Genomic DNA, 23,372 nt, shown 5'->3' on the forward strand with positions numbered 1-23,372 from the left:
CCACTGTGGTTTGTGCAGGCGTTGGGCCGATTCAGCCTGCAACGCTGGAGGCAACAGGCTTGAGCGATTGGCCGCGCATCGCGACCGTCGAGCAAGCATCAGCTTTTCTCTATGTCGTCGCTGAACTCGCGGACACGACCGGACAATTCCTAGTGGCGCATCTCGGCTAGACGTTGCCAATCCGTTCGGCCTTAGTCGGTTCGGCAACCTGCAAGGAGAAACTCAGCTTTCGGACGGCAACCCTAAGCTCGTTGCCATCGCCACGACGGAGGCATGTGGTCGTCTGAGATTGCGAGCAATCTTGCTCGTCGGCAGGCCTCGATCAACCATGCCTCGCAGCTTGTGCTTCTCGACCGCGGTCCAAGGACGTTCGTTTGAGCGGCTCGGGCGCGGCGACAATCCGGTGTCTGCCGTGCTCTTGGGCGAGGGGGCGTGCATGACAACTCCATGAAAGCATATGATTGAGCCACCATCGCGACCTTCCAGTCAATATCCGCAGTCAAATGAGAATAGCATGTTTGCCGATACGATGTGTCTCAGGGAAGTGTGCCTCAGGGAGGGGAGCGCTTTGGCAACAGCGTTCTTCGACAAGATGATGCTGCAGTCCGCTTCCAATCGTCGCCGGCGATGTTTCGGCAGTCCGCCCGAAATGACGAGAATGGATCGTTTCCTTCCGCAATCAATTTTGGTCTAGTGGCTCATGGTGCGCGCTGCCGAGTGTGCTCATGATGCGAGCTCCGGTGTCTAAAACAACTGAAGTCGCAAGAAATGCGTCACCGTGAAAGCCATTCGAGAACGCCCAATGCCGGTTGATATGACCCAAGGAGGACCGGCCCATGATGCGTTCGCGGCCACTGGTTGGATCACCAGTTGGTAGCCGAACGATTTCTTCTTTGGGGTTGGGCGCGGCGGCAAGCTTCATCTATCTCGACGCAAATATCCGAAATTGCCAGAAGCATCATCTCGCGCGATCTTTCCTCCCGCGCGTTGGGTGTCGGACCGCGCAGAGATCGATTGGGAGGCGAGCGATGACGAACCCATTGAGCCGTGCCGAAAAGCTGTCGAGCTCGGCAGGATCGCTTGTGTTGGACGTCGACGTCCTGGTGCTCGGCGGTGGTCCCGCAGGCACGTGGGCCGCGATCAGTGCCGCGGAACATGGCGCGCGCGTCGTACTCGCTGATAAAGGGTTTTGCGGCACGTCCGGCGCGACCGCTGCTGCCGGCACCGGCGTCTGGTACGTCGATCCCGTTCCAGAACGCCGCGAGGGGGCGATGGCGAGCCGCGAGAAGCTTGGTGGCTATCTCCAGGATCGCCGCTGGATGGCGCGCGTGTTGGACCGAACCTTCACCCAGAGTAACCGGCTCGCTGATTGGGGATACCCCTATCCGGTCGACGAAGGTGGCAAGCCACAGCGGAATTCGCTTCAGGGCCCCGAATACATGCGCCTGATGCGCAAACGGACAAAGCAGGCCGGTGTCACCATCCTGGACCATGCTCCGGCGCTCGAATTGCTCGTCGACGAGAACGGCGTGGTTGCCGGCGCTGCGGGGCTGCGACGCCAGAGAGGCGACCGTTGGGTTGTCAAGGCCAAGGCCGTGGTGATTGCCACAGGCGGCTGCGCCTTTCTTAGCAAAACCCTGGGGTCGAACGTGCTAACCGGCGATGGCTATCTCCTGGCCGCCGAAACCGGAGCGGATTTGACCAGCATGGAGTTCTCGAATGCTTACGCGATCTCGCCGGCATTCGGCTCTGTGACGAAGACCTTGTTCTACAGCTGGGCAAGTTTCACCGACGAGGAGGGCAGCCGCATTCCGGGCGCTTCATCGAAGGGCGGCCGATCGGTGATTGCGCGCGCGCTGCGAAGGGGGCCGGTGTATGCCCAGCTCGATGAGGCCGACTCCGAGACGCAGCGGCACATGCGTGTGTCCCAGCCGAACTTCTTCTTACCCTTTGACCGAACCGGAATCGATCCCTTCACGCAGCGCTTTCCGATTACTCTGCGCCTCGAGGGTACTGTCCGCGGCACTGGCGGCCTGCGGATCGTCGACGACGACTGCGCCACGACCGTTCCCGGTCTCTTTGCGGCTGGCGATGCGGCGACCCGTGAACTGATCTGCGGCGGCTTCACCGGCGGTGGCAGCCACAACGCGGCTTGGGCGATGTCGTCAGGGTATTGGGCGGGCCAGGGCGCCGCCGGTTTCGCGCGGCAGTTGGGTGCGACGAGCAAACGTCAGGTATCTCGACGCGGTACGGTTGCCTTCCGTTCAGGCAACGGGAGACCTCTGCAGGCCGGAAAGCTCGCGCGAGGCGTTCAAGGCGAGGTGTTTCCGTACGAACTGAACTATTTCCGCGAGGCAGGGCGGCTGGGCGAGTCGCTGCGCCGTCTGGATGGCTTCTGGTCGGAGGCGGCGGATGCCAGTGCGCCCGCCGAACAGGATCTGCTTCGCGCGCGGGAAGCGGCGGCCATGCTCGCGACCGCGCGCTGGATGTATCGCAGCGCGCTGGCGCGTCAGGAAAGCCGGGGAATGCATCGTCGCGATGACTACCCCGAGCAGGACGACCGCTACCGCCACTATGTGACGACCGGAGGGCTCGACGAGGTCTGGACCTCAGCTCGCCCGCTGGCGTTCGCCCAGTACTCGGAGGCCGCAGAGTGATCGAAGTCATTGATACCGAGCGGTGCACCGCCTGCGACATCTGCGTCAACGTGTGTCCGACCAACGTCTTCGATAAGACCGACGGAATTCCCCGAATCGCCCGCCAGAATGACTGTCAGACCTGCTTCCTGTGTGAGCTTTATTGCCCCGAGGACGCATTGTTTGTCTCGCCGTTCGCCGACGCCCCCCAGGAGGTCGATGTCGCCGCGTTGAAGGAGGCCGCCCTGCTGGGCAGCTACCGACGTGCGGTCGGTTGGACTGACGAAAGCCGGCAGCTGCGAACAGCCGATCGGAGCTACCGGCTGTTTGGCCATTGAAGCTTTACGCCAAGTGAATCGTTCGTCGGCAACATCGGCAGGTCCGGCCGTTGAACGTGTCAGAAGGATGATCATGTCGCAGATCGATCTTGCCTGGGGCAGCGGCCCGTCGGCCCGCTATGAGGCGCTCGCCGCGCCGTTCCGGCCATTGTTCAAGTCGATCAGAGGGGGAGCGGTTGCACGCGATATCGAGCGGCGCTTGCCGTACGACGAGATCAGGGCCCTGCGGGAAGCCGGCTTCACCGCCCTGCGCGTGCCCAGGGATTTCGGCGGTGCCGGAGCCAACCTTCCGGAGCTCTTTAATCTCTTGATCGAGTTGTCGGAGGCCGACTCCAACGTCACGAATGCGATTCGATCGCATTTCGGTTTCACTGAGGACGTCGTCAATTCGCCCGATCGAAAGCGCCGCGAATTATGGCTGCGCCGGATCGGCGAAAAGGCGTTCTTCGGGAACGGGCACAGCGAAGTCGGCGACACCAAATTGCAGGCCCTCTCGACGACGGTGTCGAGCAAGGGCGGTCAATTGGTGCTGAACGGCAAGAAGTATTACACGACGGGGACGCTGTTCGCCGACTGGATCAATATTGCCGCCCAGCATGAGAATGGTGATCCCGTCGGCGTGGTCGTCTCGCGCCATGCGCCGGGTGTCGAGGTCCTCGACGACTGGGATGGCTTCGGCCAGCCCTGACCGCAAACGGAACCAGCTTATTCACGGACGTTCCGGTGGAGGGCAATCAGGTCATCCCCGTCAAGGAGCGTTTCAAATATTCCAATTCATTCTATCAGCTCGTTCATCTAGCAACGCTCGCCGGTATCGCCCGGGCGGCGGCCAACGACGTGGCGGAGCTGGTCAGGAAGCGCACGCGGGTCTTTAGCCACGGAAATGCGGACCGCGCCGCAGCCGACCCGCAGATCCTCCAGGTGATCGGGAGAGTGCGCGGAAATGCGTATTCGGCAAGTGCCATCGTCTTGAAGGTGGCCGAAGCGCTGCAGCGCGCGCATGAGGCGCAGTTGGCGGGCGATCCGGATCAGACGGCTGCCGCGGTTACGATCGCCGAGGTCGAGCTCGATCAGGCCGTGACTGTCGTTTCAGACCTTGTTCTGGAGGCGACGACGATCATCTTCGATGCACTCGGGGCCTCGTCGACGGCGAAAAACCTGGCGCTCGATCGTTATTGGCGGAATGCCAGGACCATCGTGACGCACAATCCGCGCGTCTACCGCGATCGTATCGTCGGCGATTTCGCCGTTAATGGAACGCCTCCGCCGGGGCAATACCGCGTTGGGACGCCATGACAGTGTCCGCTTTGCGATTTGGCGTATGGGCGCTGACCCACGGCAGTTGGGCCTCGCGGCACCATCCTCTCGACCCGCCGGACGCATCGTGGCGGCGCATTCGCCGTCAGATCCGCGATGCCGAGGCGCTCGGATATGACTCGACGCTTCTCGCGCAGCATATCGTTCATCCAAGCGGTGACGATCAGGATCTGCTGGAGAATTGGACCGGCGCAGCGGCATTGGCCGCCGTCACGAACAAGATCGAGCTGATTTCGGCGATCGAGCCACTGCTAGTGCACCCGGTCGTCCTCGCGAAGATGGCGCTTCAGATCGAGAATATTAGCGAAGGCCGGTTCGCCATCAATCTCGTCAATGCCTGGTACCGGCCGGAGCTGGAGCGCGCTGGGATCGGCTTTCCCGATCACGATGATCGTTATGCCTATGGGCGTGAATGGATTGAGATCGTCGAGGGGCTGACGTCGGTCGGCGTTTGGATTTTCGGGGCGAGCATTTTCGCATCGAGACCTATCAGCTTCGTCCGGCTGACCAATTTCGATCACGTCCCACGATCTATCTTGGCGGCGAGTCCGAGGCCGCGCGGGCGCTCGCAGCAGATGCTGCCGACGTCTATTTCATGAATGGGCAGCCGCTCGACGACATTCGCGCGCTGATCCAGGACATCGCGCGAAGACCGCGACGGGGCGCGCCGATACGCTTCGGCATGTCCGCCTTCGTGATCGCGCGAGAAACCGACGCGGAAGCTCGGAGCGAGCTCGCCGAATTGTTCAAGATCTCGGAGCAGGACAAGCCGGCCCGCGCTCGCCTCGTCGCCAACGCCGACCCCGATGCGCAGATGTTCAAGACAGCGGCCAAGGAGGCAAGGGCAGGAACGAATGGCGGGTCCTCCGCCCGCCTCGTCGGGAGCTATGACACGGTGGCGCGTCGCATTCTCGAATTCAATGAAATCGGCGTCGAGCTTTTCATGCTTCAGTTCCAGCCTGTCGACGAGAACATGCGGCGCTTTGCCGAGCATGTAATTCCGCGCGTGCGGTACCTCCAGGCAAGGGCAGCGTGACTGAGACTGAAGCAGTCGCAGCCGAAGGATGATGATCGTTCTCAAGTGGGCCCGGCACGCGAAGCGGTCAGTACAAATCAGCGAAAACAACGCTCCTTCCATTTCATTGACTGAGGATCATTCGCACTTACGATCCGGCGATATGATGTGTTGCGCACGATGAGACGAAATCGGCCAAGCCAGCCCAACCGAATTTCGTAGACCCTCGGTGCGATTATCGCAGGTTTGCTGCCGGATATCTCGGAGAATGGTGATGAGTGGAGATCGCCTCTTCCTGTTGAAGCCAGGATTTGAAGATCCGGCCCATCCGGGTCGGTTCTTTGTCTGCCCGCATTGCAACGCGATCGAAGGCTTGCTGGCATCGTTTCCGGGGCTGGCAACGCAGATTGAGGTGCATCGTCTGTCATTCGCGCGACCCAGGGCTGAAATCGTCGAAATTCTCGGAAAGGAGCATCAATCGCTTCCGGTTCTCGTCTTCGATCAGACCCGTCCAGTACCCGACGATGCGGATGTCGCAAATGGCCGGCGGTTCATCGACTCAACGGAGCGAATACTCCGCTATCTCGCCGATCGCTACACCTTTCCATATGTCCATCAGTAGGTCGGGATGGAGGTCGCCGTTGCAAAGGCGGTAACGGAGGAAAGCAGCCAGGGACTGGATCTCCTGGGGGAGAGTTCTGAACCGGCGGCCCTACATGCGGGGCGGGGCTGTCGATCAGAACGGCTGTCACGTGAGCTCGCGATCGGATGGCGGTCTGGATCGTGCGTCTCACGCGACAGTCTATTCGTTCGTTTCCGAGCGCATGAGGCTGGCCTCAAGGGTGGCGGCCAGGATCGATATCAAGGAAAGGAAGACAGTGCATTACGATAATCCAAGGCCGCGGCGTCAGCTCATGACAGTGATGTCCCGGCGCGACTTCGTTGCTGGAACCGCAGCTGCGTTTGCGGTCTCGACGTCCACGCAAGCCCAGGAGGCAGCTCCTCGTACCGGAGGACGGCTGTCTTTCGTCATTCACCCCGAGCCGACCACCCTCGTATGCTTCAACACGACGGAAGGGCCGGCAATTCAAGCCAGCACCAAAGTCGTCGAAGGGCTTTTGGCCTACGACTTCGATCTCAATCCCAAGCCTCAACTTGCAACGGGCTGGAGCGTCAGCGAGGATGGCCTGCAATATCGTTTCGAGCTGCGCCGGAACGTGAAATGGCACGACGGGCAGGCCTTTACTTCAGCGGACGTCGTCTATTCCGTGGGTCTGTTGAAGTCGGCGCATCCGCGCGGCCGCACCACGTTTGCAAACTTGCTCGAGGCGACGGCCGTCGACGAGCACACGGTGGTGCTAAAGCTGTCCAGGCCGGCGCCGTACCTGCTCTATGCGCTCGCGGCCGGGGAGTCGCCGATCGTTCCGCGACACGTCTATGAGGGCAAGGGCGACCCGCTCCAGAATCCCAACAACCGCGCGCCGATCGGAACAGGTCCCTTCGTCTTCAAGGAATGGGTCCTGGGCAATTATGTCAGCTATGTCCGCAACCCGAATTATTGGGACAGTCCAAAACCCTATCTCGAGGCGCTGCTGGTCCGTGTCATCCCGGACGGAGCGGCGCGCGCCGTTGCGTTCGAGACCGGCGAACTCGACCTCGGTGGATCGACGCCGGTTTCGCCGCTGGATCTTGAGCGCTTCCAAAAGATACCGCATCTGGGTCTGGAGACGCGCGGCTACGAATACTCGCCGACGCTGTATGGCATCGAGTTCAACCTCGATCACCCCATCCTCAGGAACGTCCAGGTTCGCAAAGCGATCGCTCATGCCGTTGATCCAGCAGTCATCCTTAATGTGGCCTGGTACGGTCTCGGAGAGCGGACTGTGAGTATCGTCAGTCCGACCCTGAAACGCTTCTACAATTCCAAGGTGCCGACCTATACCTACGATCCGAAGGCGGCAGCGCGATTGCTGGACGAGGCCGGCTTCCCCCTGAAGGGGCGGTGGCGCTTTGCTCTCACGCACGACTTCCAGCCGTTCGGCGAGAATTTCAAGCGCAGCGGCGAGGCGCTCAAGAGCGCGCTTGCTGCGGTCGGGATCGACGTGACTGTCCGCGGGCAGGACTTTCCGAGCTATCTCAAGCGTGTCTATACCGACCGTGACTTTGACTTCACGTTCCATCCGTTCACGAACATGTTCGATCCAACGGTCGGATTGCAACGCTTTTACACCAGCGACAACTACCGCAAGGGCGTCGCGTTCACCAATGCGAGCCACTACTCCAATCCGGAGATCGACAGGCTCTTTGCCGAGATTGCCGTGGAGGCGGATGTGACCAGGCGCAAAGTGTCGATCGACCGCTTCCAGGAGATAGTGGCCAACGAGCTGCCAGTCCTTCCGTTGATGCTCAGCAAGCCCGTGACGGTCTACAACAAGCGCGTCGTCGGTCACACCACCGATAGCGCTGGCGTGCAGGGCAATTTCGCCAATGTCTGGCTGCGCGGCTGAGCCCGCGCCTGGTTTACGATCAGCTCGGCGTGATGGCAGGCGATTGCAGATGCGCTGACGCAGGCCATGCCCCATGACATGAGCCGCTACTGGAGCCATCCGCGACGAGCTATCTCGGGCACGTCAGCAAGAAGCTTATCGGTGAGGCGGTGCGGTATGGTGCCGGCGATAACCAGCACGGCAAATTGCGGACCTCAAGAAGCAGGCCATGACCCGCGCGTGCCGTGCGGTTGCTGGCTGGGACGGGCAAGCTGCCACCGGTGCTTGAGCCGGCCGTGGTTGTGGGCCAACCGGTCGCTTGACCAGCAGGAGAGAGCCGCATCCTCGCGGCTCTCCTTTCTTGCCGGTGCCAATTCAGGGCAGGGTGTTGGCGACCGACCAGGCATTTGCCGTCCCTCGGCGCGCGCCGTCAAAACCGAACGGTGCCCGCCTGCGGCCTACCGCCCGTCGCGGCTGCCTAGAGCGCGATCACTTCGCGGCCGCGCTCCAGTCCTGTTGCTCCTCCACCGGCTACAAGCGGATGTCAGGTCCTAGACCGTGACCTTGGTGCCATCGAATCGCGTGAAGCTGAACCCTTCAAAGGGCTCGCGGAATGTCAGCCGCTCGTCGCGCAAAATGCTGATGGCGAACTCTTCGCCGAGTGCCAGGGAAGAAGAGAAGTCCGATCGGAAGTGGATGCCCGCCCAGTCGCGACCCACCCCGTAGTTCCAGGCGAGCTTGTTGAGTTCGCCGCCGACTGTCAGCGGCGGCCCATTATAGGGAACGAGTTTGGTTGGATCTTTCGGATCCGGCTGCACCGGGTTCGGCACCACGGCATTCTCGTCAAAGAATGCCTTCAGTATCGTTACGGACGCCGCGGCGATCTGCGAGGCGCCGCCTGGATAGGTCGAATGGATCGGCGCACCTTCCGGATAGACATGGGCGAGCAGGTGCGTGCCGAATTTCGCGACGCTGCGTGCCAGCGCCTGCGAGTTGAGGGCATCCGCGTGGACGGGATAGTCGGCCTTGCCGGTGACGCGATGGTGAATCAGGCCGCCATAGGCTTCTGGGCGCAGTGTCCGGTGGATGAAGAACTTATGCCAATAAGCGACGCGGATCGCCCGCGACGCGGCATAGGGCAGGAGGCCCTGAATATAAGGCAGGGCGAACGTGCTCGAGGCTCCGGTCTGCGTCTTCGACTTCAGATATGGGTTGTTCGATGCCAGTGGAATCCCGAAGCCGCCATAGCTCGGGTTCGTCTTGTCCGCGCCAGTGCCGAGCAACAGCGCCGCGGCCCAGAACGTCGCCGAGTTGTTGTGGACGTATTCGGCGAGGTCACGGCCCGTGGCAATGAAGCGCAGCGCCGAATCGTACTTCGCGGCTTTGCCCGAGAGCTTTCCGTTCTGCACCGTCAGCCATTCATCGTAGTCGGTCAGGAAGTTGCTCTCGGGTGTCACGGTGCGAATTTGAGCCGGAATGTACTGAGCACCGTGCGGCGCATCTCGCAGAGCAAATTGCGAGATATAGGGACCGTCGAGCGTGCCCGGGGGGATCACGTAGCGTCCGGTGCGACCTGAAGGATCCGATTTGTCCAGATAAAGCGCCGTTCCCCGAAACAACGTCTGCGGTGTGACGCGTCCATTAGCACGGGGACCATTGAAACCGGACAGCTTGTTGAGCTCGTCGACCGCGGCAAGCACATCCTTGTTGTCGGTGTCGTCCGAAAAAGCAGTAAAGGGCAGGTCGCGCAGCAGTGATTGCCAGTAAAGCTCGACTGCGTCGGCCGCGCGCGTCGGACTATCGAGTGCCGGCGCGGCAGGGATAGCAAACTGGGCCGGGTTCAATCCTTCGAGACTGACGGCAAGCGTGCCGATTGGGTTGAGCTGCTTGCGAATGCCGCCGAGCGGGATCGCTTCGAACAGGGCGGGATCGCCAGATGCATAGGCCTTGAGAGACGCCTTGAACGCCGCCGGATCCACCTCGCCGCGGGCGTCATGCGGCAAGCCACGCGTGTCGGAGCCGATATAGTTGGCATAGCGCGCCTCATCGCCATTGGTCGGGTGCGGCAAAATGGGCGTATCGCGATTGGCCTGTGCCGCGGCAACACGGACCTTGAAGGCGCGCTCGCGAAACGCCTCGTTGCTGGATTCCGGCCCTTCGCTCGCAATAGACAACGGCTTGTCGTCTGCGCTGGCAAGCGCAGGGAGGCTCGCGACGGGGAGCAGCGCCGCACCCCCAACCAAGCCGATGAATTTTCGTCGCTGTTCGTCGGTGTTGCCGCTGATCGTCGTTGTCGTAGTGCTCGAGGCGTTGGAGTTGGTTTGTTTTTGATGTGTCATGCGCGCACCGATATGAGGGAGATGCTCCACCTGGCATCATGGCGCAAACGCTAACATGCGCGCTCATGCGAGACACTGAATTCATATACCAAAGATTGTTCGGTCATATTGCAGTTGTTCTTGGGAAGCGAGTTTCGAGAGAGCGAATTGCTCGTGCGCGCCGCAAAGCAACTTTCAGCCAGCAGATCGGGGCGGACGACATCACGATCATTGCGTTGCTGCTCAGCAGGCCTGTGACCGTCTACAACCGGCGTGTGGTCTGGCTGCGCGGCTGAGTCGCGGCTAGTTTGTCGCGAGCGCCGCGTGATGGCAGGCCACCCGCTGGCCAGATGAACTGTCACGTAGTTCGGGATCCTGCTGAGCACAGAGCTCTGTTGCGAGCGGGCACCGTGGCCGGAAGCGACAGCCTTTGGCGGCGTTACGGGAATCGGGCAGGTCGCCGGGCAGCGGTGCTGTATAACGTCGGCGCGCCGGGTCCGGGACCGCGTCGATCAAGGCGCGTGTGTAGGGATGTAGCGGATTCTTCCAGATCTGCTCGTAACTGCCGCTTTCCACGATGCGGCCGAGATACATCACGAGCACGCGATCCGAGAGATATCGCACCACGGAAAGGTCGTGCGAGATGAAGAGCAGGGAGAGTTTCAAGCTACGCTTGATGTCGGCAAGCAGGTTCAGGATCTGCGCCTGAACCGACAGGTCGAGGGCGGACACCGGTTCATCGCAAATGATGAGATCGGGGCCTAGGATCAGCGCCCGCGCAATACCGATGCGCTGGCGCTGACCGCCTGAGAATTCGTGCGGATAGCGGGAGACGGCGTCTTCCGGCAGGCCAACCTGGGACAGAATCTCGCCGACGCGCTGGCGCCGTTCGGCGCGAGAACCAATGCCGTGAACGTCCAGGGGCGCGGTCAGGATGTCTCCGATCGTCTGGCGTGGATTGAGTGAGGCAAATGGATCCTGGAACACCATCTGCAACCTGCGGCGATAGGACCGAAGTTGTCGCTCGGACAGGGTGGTGAGATCGATGCCATCGAACAGAATCCGGCCATCAGATGGCTCGACCAATCGCAGGACGGTCTTGCCGAGTGTCGACTTTCCGCAGCCGGATTCTCCGACCAGGCCGACGGTCTCGCCGGGGGCAATCTCGAAGGACACGCCATCCACGGCGTGGACGGGCGATGCGCCCACGCGATAGGTTGACTTGAGGTCAGAGACTGAGAGCAGCGTCATGGGGCAGACCGTGCGATTGATTGATGGGATCGACGTGGCAGGCGACCCGCCGTCCTGGCAATGTTTCGCGCTCTTCCGGAAGCCGGCTCCGGCACATGGCCAATCGCTCCGGACAGCGCGGTGCAAACGGACAGCCAGCCTGAGCGGCTGCGGACGCGATGTTTCCGGGTATTTCGGCCAGTCTTGCGTTCCGATAGTGCAGATCATCATGCAGTCGCGGCGAGGCCGCCAGAAGCCCGTGCGTATAGGGATGCAGGGGACGGGCGAACAAGTCCTCGGGTGAGGCTTCCTCGACCTTTCTGCCGGCATACATGACGACGACGCGGTCGGCCCATTGGCCAACCAGGCCGAGGTCGTGGGTGATCAGCAGAAGCGACAGCGAGAGTTCACGACGAAGGCGATCGAGCAGCTCGAGCACCTGGGCCTGAATGGTCACATCGAGCGCGGTTGTCGGCTCGTCCGCAATCAGGAGTTTTGGGCGGCAGGCAACCGCGATGGCGATCATGATGCGCTGACGCATCCCACCGGAGAGCCGATGCGGATAGTCATCGAGGCAGGCTGCCGGATTGGGAATTCGAACGAGATCGAGAAGTGCGGCGGCTTCACGGTGCGCCTGAGCCTTGCTCAGGCCACGATGCAGATAGAGCACCTCTGTAAGCTGCCGTCCGATCGTCAGCACCGGATTGAGCGAGGTCATCGGCTCCTGGAAGATCATCGCGATGTCGCGGCCGCGCCGGCGCCGCATCTCGACCTCGGAAAGGGCAAGCAGATCCTCGCCGCCGAGCTGAATGCGACCGGATGCGATGCGGGCCGCCTTGGGCAGCAACCGCATCAGCGCGAGCGCAGTCAGCGACTTGCCGGAGCCGGATTCGCCGACGACGGCGAGCGTCTCCGATGGCGCAACGCTGAAACTCAGGTTCCGCACCGGGGTAGCGTTCGGAAAGCCGATCGTGAGATCTTGAACGTCGAGCAGAGCGGTCACGTCAACGCTCCCGGCTGAATCGAGGGTTGAGCACGTCGGTCAAGCCGTCGCCGATCAGGTTCAGCGACAGCACCGTGAGGACGATGACAACGCCGGGAATCGCGGTGAGATACCACGCCGTCCTGATCAACTCGCGTCCGGAGCCGATCATGCTGCCCCAGCTGACGACATTGGGGTCGCCGAGACCGAGGAACGACAGCGCGGCCTCCATCAGGATCGCGGACGCCACCATCACCGATGCCGTGACGATGATCGCCGGAAGGGCGTTGGGCAGGATCTCGCGAATGACGATCCGTGCGTGACCGAAACCGAGGCTCCGTGCCGCCATGACGAACTCCTTCTCGCGCAGCACCCTGAATTCGGCGCGGACGAGGCGGGCGATCGTCGGCCATGTGACCAGCCCTATCGCCCATGTCACCGTGACGATGGAGGGCTGGGCGATGGCCACGAACACGATGAGCAGGATGAAGCTTGGAACGGTCTGGAAGAGCTCGATCACGCGGACGAGGACGTCGTCGATGCGCCCGCCACGATACCCGGCCGTGGCGCCGACGATGATGCCGACCGTGAGGCCGATCGTGGTGGCGACAAATCCGATCAGCAGTGAGACGCGCGCGCCATGCATCAGGCCGGCGGCTACGTCGCGTCCAAGCGAATCGGTGCCGAGGGGGTATGCAAGATCTTGCCCCGGCCAGAGCAGGGGGCGTGCCACCATCCCGAGCGGATCGGCCGGATAGAGCACGGGCGCCAGGGCCGCCGCGACGATGATCGAGAGCAGGAGCAGACCGCCGGCAATGACCGACGGGTTCTGCCGCAGGCGCCGAAACAGATGAGGGCGCACATCGTCCACGTCGGCGGCGATGACATGCGTGTCAGGCGCGTGGATGTTCGGCCAGTCGGAATCGTCCGCCCCACGGGTTGGCTGGTCAGCGGCGCTTCGCTTGGTCTGTGTTGCAGATTGGAGAGTGGCGTCAGTCATGGTCAGCGGGTCTCGATGCGGGGGTCGAGCCAGGCCTGCACGAGATCGACCGTCATGTTGGCGACGATCACGAGCAGGGATGACAGAAGGAGAATTCCGAGCAGCACGCTGAAATCGCGGCTCATGACAGCCTCGAAGGCGAGGCGGCCAAGTCCCGGCCAGCTATAGACGGTCTCGACCACCACGGCGCCGCCCAGCAGGCCGCCAAAATGCATGCCAGCAACGGTGGTGACGGGCAGCAGCGCGTTGCGCAGGACGTGGCGCACCGTGATTGCGAGTGGCGACAGACCTTTAGCCGCGGCCGTACGCACATAGTCTTGCGCTTGGGCCTCGAGCATGGCGGCGCGCGCCAGTCTGGAGTAGATCGCGATGTAAAACAGCGCCAGCGACAATGCCGGCAGAACCATGTAGCGCGCCCGGTCGAGAACGAGATCAACGCCGCTGGCGGTTGAACCGATTGTCGAGGAGCCGCCGCTCGGCAGCCATCCCAACTTGACCGATAACAGCAGGATCAGCATCAGGCCGATCCAGAAACCGGGGATCGAGTAGAACAGCGTGACGATGATCGAAATCACCCGGTCCGGCCATCGACCGGCGAACGTCGCCATCACGATGCCGAGTGCGATGCCGCCGGCGAGTGCGATGACGAGAGCAGTTGCCATCAGGGCGACGGTGCCGGGCAGGCGCTGTCCGATGATATCGGCGACAGGCAGGTTGTATCGCGGCGAATAGCCAAGGCTGAAGTGGACGAGATTGTCCAGATAGGCCGCGAGCTGTACGAGCACGGGCTGATCGAGCCCGAAGCGCGCCCGCAAGGCGGCGACCGTCTCCATCGTTGCGGATCCCGATTCGCCGGCAAGGACGTCAGCTGCATCGCCGGGCGCGAGCTGAAGCAGAAAAAAATTGATGACGATGATCCCGATCACGGTCGGGACCGCTTGCCACAACGTACGACGAAAAGTCTTCGCGATGCGCTGAATGCTCGACATGATTTTTCTAACTTCCGTGGCGCGCTGACAAAATGCTTTTGAGCGCGGTGTTGCGTGTCCACGCGGACGAGTCTTTGCGACGGTTCTCGCTCGGTTGACAACGGCGGAATGCATCAGCAACGTCGATGAACTCGCGTGCGACCGCATCGGTTCTGCGAGCGGGCTGCGAACTGCACGCATCATCAAGGCGGATATGATCATGACGATAGTGCACAAGCCGGGTGAAATCGTTGGCTGGCCGGTCTTCCCGAGCCCCGCGCAATATCGCGAGAGCCCGTTGGCGAAATCGCTGAAGCAGCCGCTGCTGCTTGGTCTGTTTCTCCCCATACAGGCGGGGGGCTGGAGCGCTTCGACGCTGCCCCGTTCCACGACCTGGACGTTCGATTACAATCGCGACCTGACGCTCGCCGCCGAAGCGTTGGGCTTTGACCTCGTCTTTGCGCTGTCGCAATGGCTGCCGAAAGGCGGGTACGGAGGCGTGTTCACGGGCCAGGCGCTGGACTCCTTCATCACCACGGCTTCGCTTGCCGCCGTGACATCGCGGATCATGCTGATCTCGACCATCCACGTTCTCTACGGCCCGATCCATCCGCTGCATCTTGCCAAGTATGGCGCGACGCTGGATCACATCTCGGGTGGCCGTTGGGGTATCAACGTTGTGACCGGCCACCGCGCCATCGAGCACGAAGCGTTCGGCTGGAACCAGATCGAGCACGACCGGCGCTATGAGCTGGCCGCCGAGTTCCTGGAAGTGCTCCAGCGGCTGTGGAGCGACGAGCAAAATTTCTCGTTCTCCGGCCAATCGCCCTGGAAGCTCAGCAATGCCTTCGTGACACCCAAGCCGCAGTTCGGCCGGCCGATCCTGGTCAATGCAACCGGTTCTGATGCCGGGATCGCCTTCGCGGGCCGATACTCCGACATCGTCTTCATCACGAGCCCTGCGGGCTCGTCCTTCGAGAGTGCCATCGAGAGCCTGCCGGCGCATGCTCAGCGCGTGAAGCAATCGGCCATCGATGTTGGCCGCGAGGTGCGGACGCTGCTCAACCCAATGGTGATCTGCCGCGAGACCGAGCGAGAGACCTGGGCCTATCACGACGCCATCGTCGACCACATTGATCCCGTCGCGAGCATGCAAAACTTTGCCAGCGATGCGCATGCCTGGAAGGGGCGGGTCGGCCGCGACGCGGCCAAGCGCCGCGCCATTGGCGGCAATATCGAGGTGATCGGCACGCCCGAGCAGGTCGTGGAGCAGTTCGTGCAGCTCAAGAAGGCAGGGATCGATGGGCTCCAGCTCAGCTTCTTCGACTTCAAGCCGGATCTCGACTTTTTTGGCCGGCGCGTGCTGCCCCTGATGGAGCAGGCTGGGCTGCGCCATGCTGTGCCGGAACTCCCTGCGGGCTCCTGAGCGCGTACGCATGGGGTCAGGCGGAGGTCGCTTCACGCTGCCGCGCGAGCGCAGCGTGTGGTCGGAAGCGTGCCGCAGGATGTGAGGACGGCAGGCGCGCCTGGCCCGCACCGAAAACCTTCTCCCGCAAGGTACCCCGGGCGTATTCGGTCTTGTAAACGCCGCGCCGCTGCAACTCCGGTACGACGAGCTCGGCAAAATCCTGATAACCGCCGGGCGTCACGGCATAACTGAGGTTGAAGCCGTCGATATCGGTCTCTTCGACCCAGGCCTGAAGCTGATCGGCGACCTCGGCGGGTGATCCGACAACCACGGGGCCGCGGCCGCCGATGCCGTTGTGTTCGATGATCTCGCGGATCGTCCAGGGGCGCTCGGTGCGCGAGAACGAGTCGATCATCGACGTAACGGCATTGTCCTTCTTCACCGTCGGGAACGGATCATCCAGGCTGTAGCGGGACAGGTCTATCCCGGTCCAGCCGGACAGCAGGGCGAGCGAGCCCTTCGGGTCGATATAGCGCTGGTAGTCGCGGTACTTTGCCTCCGCTTCGGCGCGGGTCTCGCCGACAATTGCGGTCAGGAGTGCATAGAAGCGGATGTCGCGGCCATCGCGGCCGAACGCGCGTGCGCGCGCCCTGGTCTCGGCAACGTTCGTCGCAGTGCGGGCCTTTGAATGTTCGCCTAGGAAAACGGCTTCCGCGTGCCGCGCAGCGAAGTCCCTGCCGCGATTGGAAGCGCCGGCCTGAAACAGGAACGGCGTTCGCTGAGGCGAGGGATGGACCAGGTGGATGGCATCGATCTTGAAGTGCGCGCCGTGGTGATTCACCTTGCGAATCCGCGACGGGTCAGCAATGACGCTGCGGATCGGGTCGACGATGACGGCCTCATCGTCCCAGCTCCCCTCCCACAGCGCATAGACGGCGTCGAGGAATTCGTCGGCGAGGTCATAGCGGGGATCGTGGGCCATGATGTCGTCGCGGCCGACCGCGCGCGATGCCGCGTTGGAATAGCCCGTGACGATGTTCCAAGCGACGCGCCCTTTGGTCAGATGGTCCAGCGTCGAGAAACGACGGGCGAGCGTGAAGGGCGGCTCATACGATACGGGAGCGGTTACGCCGAGGCCAAGGTGCTCAGTAACATGGGCCATGGCCGAGACCAGGAGCATGGGATCGAGCTTCGGGATCTGTGCGCCGGTGCTGAGAGCCGCATCAGCCGTGCCTGCGTCGGCGTCGTGAATCCCGATCCCGTCTGCAATGAAGATGGCGTCGAACTTGCCGGCCTCGAGGATCTTGGCCACATCGGTCCAATATTCGAGCGTCGCGAAGTCGAGGGAGCGATCGTCGGGATGACGCCACAGGCCTGGTGACAGGTGGACGGGACTGAATATGGCGAAACCGTTGACTTGGATGATCTTGGACACGGTCACCTCGCGCGCGCGGCGCAGTTACTGGAATGTGGAAGGTTCGGGATGGGCGCCCGTGAGAAACCAGGTTCCCACGTTGCGTGTCTTGTATTCGGCCGGATTGTGCAGCGTATGGATCCGGACATTGCGCCAGAAGCGGTCATAACCATTGGCGATCGTGGCTGAGCGCGCGCCCATCACCTCGAAGATGCGGCTCGTAACATCGAGGGCGACCTCACCGGCATGGGCATTGGCCCCGGCGATCACGACGGCGGCCTCGCCGCGCTCCTGGGCTGTCAGATCGCGGCCGCGCGACCAAACCCGGTCAAGTGCCACTGCGGCCTCGTCCGCAAGCAACGTGGCCGCTTTCACGCGGGTATAGAGCTCGCCATAGACCCGCTTGATCCAGGGGTCGTCGGTATGCCGCTCGATCCCCGAATGAACCCAGGGACGGGACTTCTCCGTTGTATAGTCCCGGGCGGTGATCAGCGCGCCCTGTGCACTCCCGATGAAGACATTGAGCAGCGTGGATTGTTGCAGGAACGGCGTGATGGTCTGATAGGGGCGGCCGCCATCCGGCTTGTGCTCCAGCACCTCGCTCCGATGGACGTGCACGCCTGTGTAGGTTACCCGGCCGCTTCCGGTCTGGCGCTGCCCGAACCCGTCCCAGTCGTTTTCGATCCGGATGCCGTCGCGGCTGGCCGGGATCGCGGCGAAGCTGCGCGCGTTGGTCTCGTGGTCCTCCCAGGCAACCTGCAGATAGTCGGCAATGTGTGACCCCGACGTGAACGGCCGGTAACCGTCGAGGATAAATCCTTCACTGTCCTTGCGGCCGAACAAGCTCTTCGAGAAGCTGTTGGCGGTGTTTCCCCAGAACCAGTTGCCCGCGGCCGACCGCCGGAAGATATCCGCGGCCTGCTCCGAGGTGCCGCGCAGATAGGCCGCATGTTGCGAGCCAAAATGATAGCCATAGAGATGACCCAGGGCACCATCCACCTTGGCGAATTCTCGGACGATCTTGAGGGCTGTCGACCAGCGCTCGCCGGAGCCGCCGAACTCTTGCGGAATGAGGAGGTTGAGGAGTCCAGAGGCCTTGAGCAGGGCGAGCTGCTCGAGCGGTTTGCCGCCGGCCCGGTCACGCTCTGCCGCGTCGCGCGCGAAGATTTCGCGCAAATCGACGGCCTTGGCGAAATGCGGATTGGATGTGTCGAGATCGAAGCTCATTCGGCGATGCCTTGCATGTTGATCAGGCCTGCAGCCAGACGTCGGCGAAGTTCGCAGACGGGCCGTCGATGGTCGCGGTGTGGTTCCGCAGCTTGCGATTGGCGATCGTCAGGTTCGCTCCTGTCACCAGGTTGATGTCCGGCAGGTCGGTGGCGATGATGACCTGGAAGGCGCGGAACAGTTCGCGCCGCTTGGTGGGATCGCTTTCGACGGCGGCGGCTTCCAGCAGCCGGTCGACCTCGGGATTGCTGTAGCCCGAGCCGTTCGAGAAGGGGACGCCGGGCTTGAAGTTCTTCGACCAATAGAGCCGCTGGACCCCGACCGTCGGGTCGAAGGAGTGGCTCATGCCGTTGCTCATGAAGTCAAAGTCGCGATTGGTATAGGTCCGCTTGAACCAGGTCGGCACGTCCTGCGCCCGCAGGGTGACGCCGATGCCGATGTTGGCGAGCGCCTGGCGCGTGTAGGCCCCAAGCTGCTGGTAGGTCTCGCTATAGGGCATGTAGTCGTGAAAGACCTTGAAGCGCGTGCCGTCCGGGCCGCGCGACAGCCCGGCGGCGTCAAGGATTGCTTCGGCTTTCTTCGGGTCGAAGTCGTGCCGGGGAATGTCCGGATTATAAAACTGCTTCAGCGCAGGACTGATGGCGGAAGGCGCATTCTTGCTCCAGCCGTAAAAGACAACGCGGTTGATTGCCTCACGATCGATGGCATGCGCGACGGCCCGACGGACCTCGGGTCTTGCGAAATAGGGGTTGGCCAGGTTGAACTCCAGCCGGTAGACGACCGGTTGGTAGTCGTAACCGCGCGTCTCGATGACCAGGTTCGGATTGGCCTTGAGCGTGTCGATCTGCCCAAGCGGCACTGGGGTGTCAGGCGCGTAGTGAACCTCTCCGGTTTCAAGCGCGACGGCGCGGGCGTTGGCGTCGGCAATAAAACGGATGACGATGCGGTCGAGATATGGCTTGCCGGGGTCCCAATAGTTCGGATTGCGTCCCAGCAGGATGTGGCTGCCTTGCTTCCATTCCCTAAAGACGAAGGGGCCGGTCCCGATGGGGGCGCGACCATTGGGATTGGCGAGCGGATCGGAGCCTTCATAAACATGTCGGGGAATGATGGGTGATTCCGAGGCCGTGAGCGCGGCGAGCAGATATGGCGCCGGCTTGTCCAGCACGATCTCCGCAATATGCGGATCGGGCGTGAAGACCTCCCGCACTGATGCAAGGGTGCCGCGTCCGCGCGGATGATGCTGCTTGAGAAGTTCGATCGAGTAGGCGACGTCAGCCGAAGTGAAGTCCTTTCCGTCATGCCACTTCACGCCGCGCCGCAGCTCGAACCGATAGCGCAGCCCGTCTTCGCTGATCTGCCAGGCTGTCGCCAGTTGAGGCCGCGGAGTGAAGTCGAGATCGAAGGTCAGGAGCCCTTCCGTGACTTTCGGGCTGACGCGTGTCGTCGGGCCGGCGGTGTGCGTGAGGCTGACGAGGATCGGTGGTTCGGGTTGGATAACGATATTCAACGTCCCGCCGCGTCTGATGTTCTCGGCCGCGCGGATGCGCCGCGGCGCAATGCCGCCTGCAACTGCGCCTGTGGTGAGCAGAAGGGCTCTAGCAATTTGTCGACGTGTTGGTTCGTACATTTTCGATCGCGTGTCATTCGCAAATGTCGTTGCGTCAATAATTCATCGAAGGATCGGACAATCAATCCCGCGACACGTCAAATTGCATAATGAAAATGTTGCTACTGTACGCGCGGTAGGCCGCGCAAGCGAACACGCGTTGTCGCTTCAAACAACAAAAGCAAATTCTCTACAAACCATGCCTAACATTGCAGTGGTCGGGAACTTCGCCGAGTGGCCGGCGAATGACGATTTGTGGAAAGTTGAAACGAGACGGAGTGACGTGATGGGGCTCGATCGCCGAACGTTCAATCGCGGCATCCTCGCCTCCGGTGCTCTCACGCTGCTCCCGGCAGCAAGGAGCGTTGCGGGAGAAGCTCGTCCTGTCTCCGGCGGTACCTTGAACTGGGTCTATTATCCCGACCCGTCCGCGATCATTGCGATCAACACATCGTCCGGAACCGGGCAGACGATCGGCACCAAGATCAACGAGGGGCTGCTGGCCTACGACTATGATCTCAATCCGCGGCCGGTGCTGGCGACGTCCTGGACCATCAGCGAGGACGGGAAGCGCTACACATTCCGCTTAAGGCCCGGCGTGAAATGGTCCGACGGGAAGGAATTCACCTCGGCTGACGTCGCGTTCTCGATCGAACGCCTGAAGATCGCCCATCCCCGGGGCCGGATCACGTTCGCAAAGGTCGAGACGATCGAAACGCCTGATGCGTTGACGGCCGTCATCGTGCTGTCGAAGCCGGCGCCATACCTCATCACTGCATTGGCCGGTGCCGAATCTCCGATCGTGCCGAAGCATATCTATACGGCGCTCAAGCCTGATGAACAGCCGCGACTGGAACAGACGATCGGGACCGGTCCGTTCATCCTTCGCGAGTGGGTTCCCGGGAGTCATCTCCTGTTCGTCCGCAACCCCAACTACTGGGATGCCCCAAAGCCCTATATCGATCGCCTGGTGCTCAAGGTCATTCTCGATCCCGCTGCGCGGGCCGCTGCGCTCGAGGCCGGAGAGGTCGATATCGGAGCGACCCCGGTGCCCTATGGCGACATCGAGCGGTTCAAGGTCGACAAGCGCTTTGTCGTCGACACCACCACTTATGCCTATTCCGGCCCGCAGCAGCAGCTCTTCTTTAACTTCGACACTCAGCTCCTGCGGGATCGTCGCGTGCGTAAGGCGATCGCCCACGCAATCGATCTGAAGGCTCTGTTGAATATCGTCTTTTATGGGTACGCGCTCGCTTCGCCGTCACCGGTCAGCACGGCCCTGCCGAAATTCTACGATCCCAAGATCCAGGCGTGGCCGTTTGACCCAAAGGCAGCTGAGCAATTGCTGGATGAGACGGGCCTTGCGCGTGGCGCAGGCGGTATTCGGGCCAAGCTGAGGTTGACACAGAATCCGTTTCTGCCGGCAAATCTCTCGGATTTCCTGCGCAATTCGCTGCGCCGAGTCGGGCTCGACGTCGAGATCCAGCGATATGATCTCGCGACTTACCTGAACATCGTCTACCGCGACCGGGCGTTCGACCTGACCGTCGAGAGCCTGTCGAATACGTTCGACCCGAGCCTCGGGATCCAGCGCGCGTACTGGTCGAAAAACATTCGGATCGGGCTGCCGTTCTCGAATGCCGCGCATTACAAAAACGAAGAGGTCGATCGGCTGCTGGAGGCCGCGGCGATCGAGCCGAATGTCGAGAAGCGGCGCGAGATCTGGTGGAAGTTCCAGTCGGTGATTCATGAGGAGGTTGCCTCGGTCGACCTCGTCGCCGCCGGCGGCGTGATCATCGCGAACAAAAAGGTCCGCAACTTCGCTCCGGGCGGTGAAGGATTGAACGGCAGCTTTGCCGACCTCTGGATCGATCCGTCGGCGTGACCCGTAAATCATATTCTTCCGTGTTCAGCGGCTCGCGAAGAAGAGACGTAGCGTCGGACGTTGAAAGAATGAAATTCTGTGAGATTGCGCAAAGCACAAAGCAATCGTCAAATCCGCGCACGATCAGCGCCGGTCAGCACCAATAGTCAGAGGAACATCGCATGTCGCGTCGGAACGAGAAGCTGTCTCTCGGCGCCTTTCTGCTCTTTACAGGTCACCACGTCGCCGCGTGGCGATCGCCGCAGGCATCCGACAGTCAATCCCTGTCTGATTTCGTGCAGTTCGCCCGGATTGCGGAAGACGCCAAGTTCGACGCCATTTTCCTCGCAGACATGGTCGGCGTGCGCGTCGATCGCATCGAAGCGTCGAGTCGCAAAGCCCATAGCGGTGTCTATCCGTTCGAGCCGCTCACGTTATTGTCGGCGCTCGCGGCCGTAACGTCGAGGATTGGCCTGGTCGCCACCGTCTCGACGAGCTTCAATGAGCCGTTCAATGTGGCGCGGCAGTTCGCCTCTCTGGATCGCTTAAGCGGAGGGCGAACCGGCTGGAATCTCGTCACCTCGACCGAATCATCGGCTGCATTGAACTTCAATCATGACGGGCTCGTTCCGCATGCCGAGCGCTACGCGCGGGCGGAAGAGTTCGCCGACGTGGTCCTGGGCTTGTGGGATAGCTGGGATGAGGACGCGTTCATGCGCGACCGGTCAAGCGGCCGCTATTTCGATCCCGACAAGCTGCATCTCCTCAACCATCAGGGCCGCCACTTCAAGGTGCGTGGTCCCCTCAACATCCCGCCGTCGCCGCAGGGACGGCCGGTGCTGGTGCAGGCAGGCTCAAGCGGGCCCGGCAAGGAGCTGGCGGCCCGAACGGCGGAAGCCATCTTCACCGCGCAGCAGACGCTCGAAGACGCCGTCTCGTTCTACGCCGATGTGAAGGGGAGGTTACCCAACTACGGCCGCGATCCGGACGAGCTGAAAATCCTGCCCGGCATCTTCCCCGTGGTTGCGGATAGCGAGAGCGAGGCGAAGGAGAAATTCGATGAGTTGCAGTCGCTCATTCTGCCCCAGGTCGGCCTCGATCTGCTCGCCGGCTTTCTCGGTGCGCCCGAGATCGTCCACGCCGATCCGAACGGCCCCATACCGGCGCTGAAGGAGACAGAGGGCGGCAAGAGCAGGCAGGCGCTTCTGCTCGAACTGGCGCGCCGGGAAGGATTGACCGTCCGTGACCTCTATCTCCGGATCGCCGGCGCGCGCGGGCACTGGCAATTGGTGGGAACGCCGACGCAGATCGCGGATCAGCTCGAGGAGCGCTTCCAGAATTACGGCGCCGACGGCTTCAACGTCATGGCTCCGACCCTGCCGGGCGGCCTGACCGACTTTGTCCGGCTGGTGGTCCCCGAGTTGCGCCGCCGCGACCTGTTCCGCGAGGAGTACGAGGGGACGACCTTGCGCGACCATCTCGGCCTGCGCCGCCCGCAACCGGCGCGACGTCCTGCGGCGGTGGCTGCCGAGTAATTCGAAATACACGAGGACATCACAT

General features: G+C 62.1%; 16 protein-coding genes and 2 pseudogenes. 9 read left to right on the forward strand and 9 right to left on the reverse strand.

The window, feature by feature from the left end; translation table 11 throughout:
- Positions 1-679 precede the first annotated feature (679 nt).
- Positions 680-922: a hypothetical protein gene (locus tag XH85_RS05125; RefSeq protein ID WP_128931016.1), complete on the reverse strand. Its 243-nt coding sequence runs from the start codon at positions 920-922 to the stop codon at positions 680-682.
- 106 nt (positions 923-1,028) lie between these two features.
- Between XH85_RS05125 and XH85_RS05130 the strand changes: the two genes are divergently transcribed.
- The 6 genes and pseudogenes from XH85_RS05130 (at position 1,029) to XH85_RS05155 (ending at position 7,813) form a co-directional block, all read left to right on the forward strand.
- Complete coding sequence (locus XH85_RS05130; RefSeq protein ID WP_208758086.1) at positions 1,029-2,657, forward strand: FAD-dependent oxidoreductase; 1,629 nt, start codon at positions 1,029-1,031, stop codon at positions 2,655-2,657.
- Positions 2,654-2,974 (forward strand): 4Fe-4S dicluster domain-containing protein, encoded by a 321-nt coding sequence (locus tag XH85_RS05135; protein ID WP_128931017.1) that lies wholly within the window; start codon positions 2,654-2,656, stop codon positions 2,972-2,974. The genes XH85_RS05130 and XH85_RS05135 overlap by 4 nt, the downstream gene beginning before the upstream one ends.
- A 73-nt stretch (positions 2,975-3,047) precedes the next feature.
- A pseudogene (locus XH85_RS05140) lies at positions 3,048-4,270 on the forward strand (acyl-CoA dehydrogenase family protein).
- Positions 4,267-5,327: pseudogene (locus tag XH85_RS05145) on the forward strand (LLM class flavin-dependent oxidoreductase). Before XH85_RS05140 ends, XH85_RS05145 begins: the two co-directional pseudogenes overlap by 4 nt.
- A gap of 253 nt (positions 5,328-5,580) precedes the next feature.
- A complete protein-coding gene (locus XH85_RS05150; RefSeq protein WP_128931018.1) occupies positions 5,581-5,928 on the forward strand; it encodes a DUF3088 domain-containing protein in 348 nt (115 codons plus the stop codon).
- A 292-nt stretch (positions 5,929-6,220) separates the two neighbouring features.
- On the forward strand, positions 6,221-7,813 hold the full coding sequence (locus XH85_RS05155; protein ID WP_208758087.1) for an ABC transporter substrate-binding protein: 1,593 nt from the start codon (positions 6,221-6,223) through the stop codon (positions 7,811-7,813).
- 530 nt (positions 7,814-8,343) lie between these two features.
- On the opposite strand, the gene XH85_RS46085 is transcribed toward XH85_RS05155, so the two are convergent.
- The 5 genes from XH85_RS46085 to XH85_RS05180 all read right to left on the reverse strand — a co-directional run bounded on the left by XH85_RS46085 (position 8,344) and on the right by XH85_RS05180 (position 14,311).
- Positions 8,344-9,795 carry a phosphatase PAP2 family protein gene (locus XH85_RS46085; RefSeq protein ID WP_128931019.1) on the reverse strand — a complete coding sequence of 484 codons (1,452 nt, stop codon included), beginning with the start codon at positions 9,793-9,795 and terminating at the stop codon, positions 8,344-8,346.
- Positions 9,796-10,413: 618 nt separating this feature from the next.
- Positions 10,414-11,361 carry an ABC transporter ATP-binding protein gene (locus XH85_RS05165; RefSeq protein WP_128931020.1) on the reverse strand — a complete coding sequence of 316 codons (948 nt, stop codon included), beginning with the start codon at positions 11,359-11,361 and terminating at the stop codon, positions 10,414-10,416.
- Complete coding sequence (locus XH85_RS05170) at positions 11,339-12,343, reverse strand: ABC transporter ATP-binding protein (RefSeq protein WP_128931021.1); 1,005 nt, start codon at positions 12,341-12,343, stop codon at positions 11,339-11,341. The genes XH85_RS05165 and XH85_RS05170 overlap by 23 nt, the downstream gene beginning before the upstream one ends.
- A gap of 1 nt (position 12,344) precedes the next feature.
- The gene (locus XH85_RS05175; RefSeq protein WP_128931022.1) at positions 12,345-13,322 is read right to left on the reverse strand and encodes an ABC transporter permease; all 978 of its coding nucleotides are present in this window, start codon (positions 13,320-13,322) and stop codon (positions 12,345-12,347) included.
- Between the two features lie 2 nt (positions 13,323-13,324).
- A complete protein-coding gene (locus XH85_RS05180) occupies positions 13,325-14,311 on the reverse strand; it encodes an ABC transporter permease (protein ID WP_128931023.1) in 987 nt (328 codons plus the stop codon).
- A gap of 199 nt (positions 14,312-14,510) precedes the next feature.
- Between XH85_RS05180 and XH85_RS05185 the strand changes: the two genes are divergently transcribed.
- Positions 14,511-15,716: an LLM class flavin-dependent oxidoreductase gene (locus XH85_RS05185; RefSeq protein ID WP_128931024.1), complete on the forward strand. Its 1,206-nt coding sequence runs from the start codon at positions 14,511-14,513 to the stop codon at positions 15,714-15,716.
- A 16-nt stretch (positions 15,717-15,732) separates the two neighbouring features.
- Here XH85_RS05185 and XH85_RS05190 read toward each other — a convergent pair whose 3' ends face one another.
- The 3 genes from XH85_RS05190 to XH85_RS05200 are packed head-to-tail and all read right to left on the reverse strand — an operon-like array spanning position 15,733 to position 19,969.
- A complete protein-coding gene (locus XH85_RS05190; RefSeq protein ID WP_128931025.1) occupies positions 15,733-17,133 on the reverse strand; it encodes an LLM class flavin-dependent oxidoreductase in 1,401 nt (466 codons plus the stop codon).
- A 24-nt stretch (positions 17,134-17,157) separates the two neighbouring features.
- On the reverse strand, positions 17,158-18,339 hold the full coding sequence (locus XH85_RS05195; protein ID WP_128931026.1) for an acyl-CoA dehydrogenase family protein: 1,182 nt from the start codon (positions 18,337-18,339) through the stop codon (positions 17,158-17,160).
- Positions 18,340-18,361: 22 nt separating this feature from the next.
- Positions 18,362-19,969 carry an ABC transporter substrate-binding protein gene (locus XH85_RS05200; protein WP_128931027.1) on the reverse strand — a complete coding sequence of 536 codons (1,608 nt, stop codon included), beginning with the start codon at positions 19,967-19,969 and terminating at the stop codon, positions 18,362-18,364.
- Positions 19,970-20,234: 265 nt separating this feature from the next.
- Between XH85_RS05200 and XH85_RS05205 the strand changes: the two genes are divergently transcribed.
- Both XH85_RS05205 and XH85_RS05210 read left to right on the forward strand, forming a co-directional pair.
- Positions 20,235-21,833, forward strand: a complete 1,599-nt coding sequence (locus tag XH85_RS05205; RefSeq protein WP_128937105.1) for an ABC transporter substrate-binding protein — start codon at positions 20,235-20,237, stop codon at positions 21,831-21,833.
- Between the two features lie 161 nt (positions 21,834-21,994).
- Positions 21,995-23,347 (forward strand): LLM class flavin-dependent oxidoreductase, encoded by a 1,353-nt coding sequence (locus XH85_RS05210; protein WP_128931028.1) that lies wholly within the window; start codon positions 21,995-21,997, stop codon positions 23,345-23,347.
- Positions 23,348-23,372 lie beyond the last annotated feature (25 nt).

This window comes from Bradyrhizobium zhanjiangense, from assembly GCF_004114935.1.
GTDB classification, from domain to species: domain Bacteria; phylum Pseudomonadota; class Alphaproteobacteria; order Rhizobiales; family Xanthobacteraceae; genus Bradyrhizobium; species Bradyrhizobium zhanjiangense.